The sequence below is a fragment of the Streptomyces sp. S6 genome (assembly GCF_054880855.1).
Map to the genome: position 1 here is coordinate 1 of NZ_JBTYMC010000347.1, position 6,447 is coordinate 6,447.

7 protein-coding genes are annotated in these 6,447 nt (G+C 73.9%); 5 read left to right on the top strand and 2 right to left on the bottom strand.

Features of this window, described 5'->3' with window-relative positions; translation table 11 throughout:
• Positions 1-140: 140 nt before the first annotated feature.
• The 4 genes from ACVNF4_RS30630 (at position 141) to ACVNF4_RS30645 (ending at position 4,302) form a co-directional block, all read left to right on the top strand.
• Positions 141-1,526 carry an MFS transporter gene (locus ACVNF4_RS30630; protein WP_461806141.1) on the top strand — a complete coding sequence of 462 codons (1,386 nt, stop codon included), beginning with the start codon at positions 141-143 and terminating at the stop codon, positions 1,524-1,526.
• 119 nt (positions 1,527-1,645) lie between these two features.
• Positions 1,646-2,797, top strand: coding sequence for a molybdopterin-dependent oxidoreductase (locus ACVNF4_RS30635; protein WP_461806142.1), 1,152 nt, complete (start codon positions 1,646-1,648; stop codon positions 2,795-2,797).
• The gene (locus ACVNF4_RS30640) at positions 2,794-3,177 is read left to right on the top strand and encodes a hypothetical protein (RefSeq protein WP_461806143.1); all 384 of its coding nucleotides are present in this window, start codon (positions 2,794-2,796) and stop codon (positions 3,175-3,177) included. The genes ACVNF4_RS30635 and ACVNF4_RS30640 overlap by 4 nt, the downstream gene beginning before the upstream one ends.
• Positions 3,178-3,249: 72 nt before the next feature.
• Positions 3,250-4,302 (top strand): NAD-dependent epimerase/dehydratase family protein, encoded by a 1,053-nt coding sequence (locus ACVNF4_RS30645; protein ID WP_461806144.1) that lies wholly within the window; start codon positions 3,250-3,252, stop codon positions 4,300-4,302.
• A 6-nt stretch (positions 4,303-4,308) separates the two neighbouring features.
• Here ACVNF4_RS30645 and ACVNF4_RS30650 read toward each other — a convergent pair whose 3' ends face one another.
• Both ACVNF4_RS30650 and ACVNF4_RS30655 read right to left on the bottom strand, forming a co-directional pair.
• A complete protein-coding gene (locus ACVNF4_RS30650; protein ID WP_461806145.1) occupies positions 4,309-5,421 on the bottom strand; it encodes a sensor histidine kinase in 1,113 nt (370 codons plus the stop codon).
• Positions 5,411-6,121 carry a response regulator transcription factor gene (locus tag ACVNF4_RS30655; protein ID WP_461806146.1) on the bottom strand — a complete coding sequence of 237 codons (711 nt, stop codon included), beginning with the start codon at positions 6,119-6,121 and terminating at the stop codon, positions 5,411-5,413. The genes ACVNF4_RS30650 and ACVNF4_RS30655 overlap by 11 nt, the downstream gene beginning before the upstream one ends.
• A 114-nt stretch (positions 6,122-6,235) precedes the next feature.
• Here ACVNF4_RS30655 and ACVNF4_RS30660 point away from each other — a divergent pair.
• The coding region (locus tag ACVNF4_RS30660; RefSeq protein WP_461806147.1) for a glycosyltransferase at positions 6,236-6,447 on the top strand (212 nt) is incomplete at its 3' end.

Genomic DNA, 6,447 nt, shown 5'->3' on the forward strand with positions numbered 1-6,447 from the left:
GCACCGCGCGCGGGCCGGTCCTGGAGGCGGTCGCCCGGGACGAGGCCGCGCTGGAGCGGATCTCCGGGGTGCTGGCGGACGCCGGGGGGTTGCTGGGCGAGCGCTAGGCACGGTCCGGGTGCCCTGCGGCCGACGGACCCATGATCCGTCGGCCGCACCTGTGCCGGTTCTGCGACCGGGAACTCCTGCCGATAATTACTCAGTTGTTCGACCTGCACGTGAGCGATTTTCTCTGTGAGGTACTCATGCCCGCGCCCGTTTCTCCGCCTCCGGACGGTCCCTCCGAGGACGGAGGGCTGTTCCTGCCGTTGAAGGAACGTCCCTTCCGGCTGCTGGCGTCGGGGCGGCTGCTCATGTACTTCGCCAACGCGATGGCCCCGATCGTGCTGGCCTTCGCGGTGCTCGACCTCACCGGGTCCAAGACGGACCTCGGGATCGTGGTGGGTGCCCGGTCGGTGGCCAACGTGGCCCTGCTGCTGGCGGCCGGGGTGGTCGCCGACCGGTTCTCGCGGACGATGATCCTGCGGGGCTCGGCGTGCGCCGCCGCGGCCGTGCAGGGGGCCATAGCGGTCAGCATGCTCCTGGACTTCACGACGATCCCGCTGCTGATCCTGCTCAGCGTGCTCAACGGCGCCCTGTCCGCCGTCTCCATGCCGGCGTCCGCCGCGCTCACCCCGCAGACGGTGCCGGCGAAGCTGCTGCGCCCGGCGAACGCGCTGATGCGCATGGCAGTCAACCTCGGCATGATCATCGGCGCGGCGCTCGGCGGCGTGCTCGTCGCCGCCGTCGGTCCGGGCTGGGGGCTCGCCTGCAACGCCGTCGCGTTCCTCGGCGCCGCCCTGTGCTACTTCGGGCTGCGCATCCCCGCCGGCAAGGCCGACCCGGCCGAACGCTCGCACCCGTTGCGGGAGTTGCGGGAGGGGTGGCAGGAGTTCGTCTCGCGCACCTGGGTGTGGGTGGTGGTCGCGCAATTCATGGTGGTCAACGCCGTGGTCGCGGGCGGCGTCTACGTGCTGGGTCCCTCGGTCGCCGACGACACGTTCGGCCGCACCGGCTGGGGCATCGTGCTGGCCGCCCAGATGGCCGGGGCGGTGGCCGGCGGTTTCGTCGCGGCCCGCTCCCGGGCCAAACACGCGCTGCGGATCGGCGTCGCGGCCGTCGCCCTGGAGGCGCTGCCGCTGGCGGTGCTCGCCGAGGCGCCCGGGGTGCTGCTCCTCACGGTGGCGATGTTCGTCAACGGCCTCGCCATGGAGCAGTTCGGCGTCGCCTGGGAGGTGTCCCTCCAAGAGAACGTCCCGCAGGACCGGCTCGCCCGGGTCTACTCCTACGACGCGCTCGGCTCGTTCATCGCCCTGCCCGTCGGGGAGATGGCCGCGGGGCCGGTGGCGGACCGGGCCGGCGTGGGCACCACACTGCTCGCGGGGTCGGCCCTGGTGGTGCTCGCGACGGCCGCCGCCCTGTGCAGCAGGGACGTGCGGGAGCTGGCCACGCGCGTGCACAAGGAGCCCGAAGCGGCCGAGGCGTGAGCGTACGGCACGGGCGGCCGACGGCGCCCCCGCGCGGGACGCGTTCCCGGAGGCGTCCCGGATCCGTCAGCGTTCCGTAAGGGCGTCGCTCGTTCCGTGAGGGCCCCGCACCGAGTGGGATGGAGGGCATGAGACTGCCTGTTCTTCCGCCGGTGTTCAAGGGCGGACTGCATGACGCCCGGACGGCGACCTCACTCGGCCGGTGGCTGGGTGCGGCGTTCGCCGTGTGCTTCGTGACCGGGCTGGTCAGCCACTTCATGCAGCATCCGCCGGGGTGGCTGGCCGACGAGATCCCGAGCCGTCCGGTGTGGGGGTACCGGCTCACCCAGGGGCTGCACGTCGCCTCGGGGACCGCGGCCGTCCCGCTGCTGCTGGCGAAGTTGTGGGCGGTGTACCCGAGGCTGTTCGTGTGGCCGCCGCTGCGGTCGGTCCGGCACGGTCTGGAGCGGATCTCCGTCGCGGTCCTGGTGGCCGGCGCGCTGTTCGAGCTGTCGACGGGGCTGCTGAACACGGCCCAGTGGTACCCCTGGGCGTTCTCGTTCGTCCCCGTGCACTACGCGGTGGCGTGGCTGGTCGTCGGCGCGCTGCTGCTGCACGTCGCCGTCAAGGCGCCGGAGATCAGGGCGCACTGGACGCGCCGGTCGTCCGGGACGCTCGCGCTGCCCACGGAGCAGGGCGCCGACCGACGGACGTTCATGACGGCGGTCGGGGCGGCCGTCGGGGCCGTCACCCTCACCACCGTCGGGCAGTCCCTCACCCCGCTGAAGGGGTTCGTCCTGTTCGCGCCCCGCCATCCCGACAAGGGTCCGCAGGCGCTGCCGGTCAATCGCACCGCCGCCGCGGCCGGGGTCGAGCGGGTCTCGGCGGAGGGGTACCGGCTCACGGTCGTCGGGCCTCGTGCACGCACGCTGACCCTGTCCCTGGACGCGTTGCGGGCGCTGCCGCAGTACGAGGCCGAGTTGCCGATCGCGTGCGTCGAGGGGTGGAGCAAGTCGGCGCACTGGACCGGTGTGCGGGTCGTGGACCTCCTCGAACAGGTCGGGGCTCCGGCGCACGCGCGCGTACGGGTCGTTTCCTTGCAGCTCCGGGGGGCCTACCGGGTGTCGGAACTGGGGTCCCCGCACGCGCGCGATCCGCTGACCCTGCTCGCCCTGCGGCTCAACGGGGAGGACCTCGACCGCGACCACGGCTTTCCCGTACGCCTGATCGCGCCGAACCGGCCGGGTGTCCTCCAGACCAAGTGGGTCGGCCGGCTGGAGGTGCTGGCGTGAGGGCGCTGCGGGTGGGGACGGGGGTGGCGGGGACGGCGCTGATCGGTGTCGGCGTGTTCCTGCTGGCGGGCGTTCCCGATCCCGGTGACGTGCTGGTGTGGCTCGGTGGTGCGGTGGTGCTGCATGACGGGGTGGTGGTGCCGTTCGTGCTGCTGGTGGGGGCGGTCGTGGGCCGGGGGCTCGTCCGGGGTGCGCTGGTGGTGGCGGGGGCGCTGACGGTGGTGGCGGCGCCGGTGCTGCTGCGGCCGGGGGTGACGGCCAATCCGTCGGTGCTGCCGTTGGACTATCCGAGGAACTGGTTGCTGGCGATGGCGGGGGTGGCGACGGTGACGGGGGTGTGGTGGGCGGTGCGGCGGGTGAGGCGGAGGTCCCGGAAGTGAGGTGCTTACGAACCCCTGACGTTCCCGCGCGCAGCGGTACGGAGCGGGCCGGGCCCGTCTACGGTCGGTGACATGTTGATCCTGGTCACCGGGGGTGCCGGCTTCATCGGCTCGCACCTCGTCACCGCTCTTCTGGCCGCCGGGCACGAGGTCCGTGTCCTCGACGCGCTGCTGCCCGCCGCCCACCGCACGCCGCCGCGGATCCCCGCCGGGGTGCAGTGGCGGCACGCGGACGTCCGCAGCGAGACGGCCGTCGCCGACGCCCTGCGGGGTGTCGACGCCGTCTGCCATCAGGCCGCGATGGTCGGTCTCGGCAAGGACTTCGCCGACGCGCCCGCGTACGTGAGCTGCAACGACCTCGGGACGGCCGTGCTCCTGGCGGGCATGGCCGAAGCGGGGGTGGGCCGACTGGTGCTGGCGAGCTCGATGGTCGTCTACGGCGAGGGACGCTACGCGTGCGCGCGCCACGGCGTCGTCCAGCCCGGCCCGCGCCGCGTGGCGGACCTGGAGGCGGGCGCCTTCGAGCCGCCGTGCCCCCACTGCGGCGAGCCCCTCTCTCCCGGTCTGGTGGACGAGGACGCCCCCGTCGACCCGCGCAACGTGTACGCGGCCACCAAACTCACCCAGGAGCACCTGGCCGCAGCCTGGGCACGGGCGACCGGCGGGAGGGTCGCCGCCCTCCGCTACCACAACGTCTACGGCCCCGGCATGCCCCGCGACACCCCTTACGCGGGCGTGGCCTCCCTGTTCCGCTCCGCCCTGGCCCGGGGTGAGGCCCCCCGGGTCTTCGAGGACGGCGGCCAGCGGCGCGACTTCGTCCACGTCCGGGACGTCGCCGGCGCGAACCTCGCGGCGCTGGACGCGCTGCCGGCCCTGCCGGAGGGCGGCCTGCGGGCCTACAACGTCGGCAGCGGGGACCCGCACACCGTGGGCGAGATGGCCGCCGCGCTCTCCGCCGCGTACGGCGGCCCCGCCCCCGTCGTCACCGGCGAGTACCGGCTGGGCGACGTCCGGCACATCACCGCGTCGTCGGAGCGGCTGCGGGCGGAGTCGGGGTGGAAGCCGGGGGTGGGGTTCGTGGAGGGGATGAGGGAGTTCGCGGGGGCGGAGCTGCGGGCGGGGTGAGGGGGCTCACACCGCCGCCGGCAACCGCACCTCGAACCGGCACCCGCCCGGCACGTTCTGCACCGCCGCGCTCCCCCGGTGCGCCTCCACGATGCCCCGCACGATGGCCAGGCCGAGCCCGGCTCCGCCCGGCGGCGTGCGGGCGTCCGTGCCGCGCCAGCCGGTGTCGAAGACGCGGGGGAGGTCTTCGGGGGCGATCCCTCCGCAGCCGTCGGTCACGGACAGGATCACGCGGTCGTCCTCGGAGCGCGCGGAGACGGCGACCGTGCCGTCGGCGGGGGTCCGGCGGATCGCGTTGACCAGGAGGTTGGCCAGCGCCCGGGACATCTCGCGGCCGTCGACCTCGACGGGGACGGGCTCGACGCCGTCGCCGACGAGGCGGACGCCGTGTTCGCGGGCGAGGGCGTCGACTCCCGCTATGGCGTCGCCGACGAGGTCGTAGACGGACATGCGGGACGGGGACAGGGCGAGCACGCCGGCCTGGATGCGGGAGAGTTCGAAGAGGTCGCCGACCATCGCGCTCATGCGTCCGACCTCGCCCCGGATCCGGGCGTGGTACGCGCCGGGGTCGTCGACGATGCCGTCCTCCAGCGCCTCGGTCATGGCCTGGAGCCCGGCGAGCGGGGTGCGCAGGTCGTGGGAGATCCAGGCGACCAGTTCACGCCGGGACGCCTCCAGGGTCCGTTCGCGTTCCCGGGAGGCGGCGAGGCGGGCGCTGGTCGCGGCCAGTTCGCGGCTGAGGTCGGCGAGTTCGGCGGTCGGCGCGGCGGCGGGCGGGGTGAAGGCGCCGTCGTCGCCGAGGGCGCGGGTCGCCTCGGCCAGCTCACGGCTGCCTCGGACGACGGAGCGGCCGAGCAGCAGGGCGACGGTGAGGGAGACGGCCGTGGCCATGGCGCACACCATGGACACCACCCACAGGTCGTGGTCGGACAGGAACATCGCCCAGCACACCAGCATGGTCCCGGCGAGCATCGCCGCCACGGTGACGACCGCGACGACGGCCAGGGACACGGCGACGGACCGGCGGCGCAGTATGCGCAGGGCGAGGAGTCCGAGGAGTCCGGCGCCCGCCGCGCCGACGGCCGCGTAGAGGGCGATCAGGAGGGTGTCACCGAGCACGGCCGGCCCCGTTCTCCGGCGCGTCGAACCGGTACCCGATGCCCCAGACGGTGCTGATCAGTTCCGGTCGCGCCGGATCGTTCTCGACCTTTTCGCGCAACCGGCGCACGTGCACGGTGACTGTGGACAGATCGCCGAACTCCCACCCCCACACACGCTGCATGAGCTGTTCGCGGCTGGTGGCCTGTCCGGGATGGCGCAGGAAGTACTCCAGGAGGTCGAACTCCCGGATGGTGAGCGCGAGTCCGGCGCCGTCGCGGGTGGCGCGGCGGGCGACGGGGTCCAGGGCGAGCCGCCCGGCCCGCAGCCAGGGCTCCTGCGCGTGGCCGGCCGGGGGCGCACCGGCCCGGCGCAGCACCGACTCCACGCGCAGGACCAGCTCACGGGGGCTGAACGGCTTGGTGACGTAGTCGTCCGCACCGACCTCCAGGCCGAGGACGCGGTCCTCCTCGTCGCCGCGCGCGGTCAGCATGATCACGGGGAGAGGGCCGGCCGTCCGCAGCCGGCGGCAGACCTCCAGGCCGTCCATGCCGGGCAGCATCAGGTCGAGCACCACGAGGTCGGGGCGTTCGGTGCGGGCCGCTTCGACGGCGGTGGGGCCGTCGGCGGCGACATCGACGGCGAAGCCCGCCCGGTCCAGGTATCCGGCGACGACCTCGGAGACGGTCGGGTCGTCGTCCACGACGAGTACGCGTTTCACGTGACCGAGTCTCACACCCGGATCGCGCGGCCGGGGAGGAGCGGCGTTCGACGTCAGCACTCCGTAAGGAGCTCAAGTCCCTTTTGCCCGTTTCGCGTCCGTAGGGTGAGACGGGTGACCCAAACTCCCCCTCCTTCCGTGGACGTCGTGCTGCCCTGCCTCGACGAGGCCGAGGCGCTGCCCTGGGTGCTGGCGCGGATTCCCGTCGGCTGGCGCGCGATCGTCGTCGACAACGGCTCCACCGACGGCTCCCCGGAGCTGGCCCGCGCGCTCGGCGCCCACGTCGTGCACGAGGCCCGGCGCGGCTTCGGCGCCGCCTGCCACGC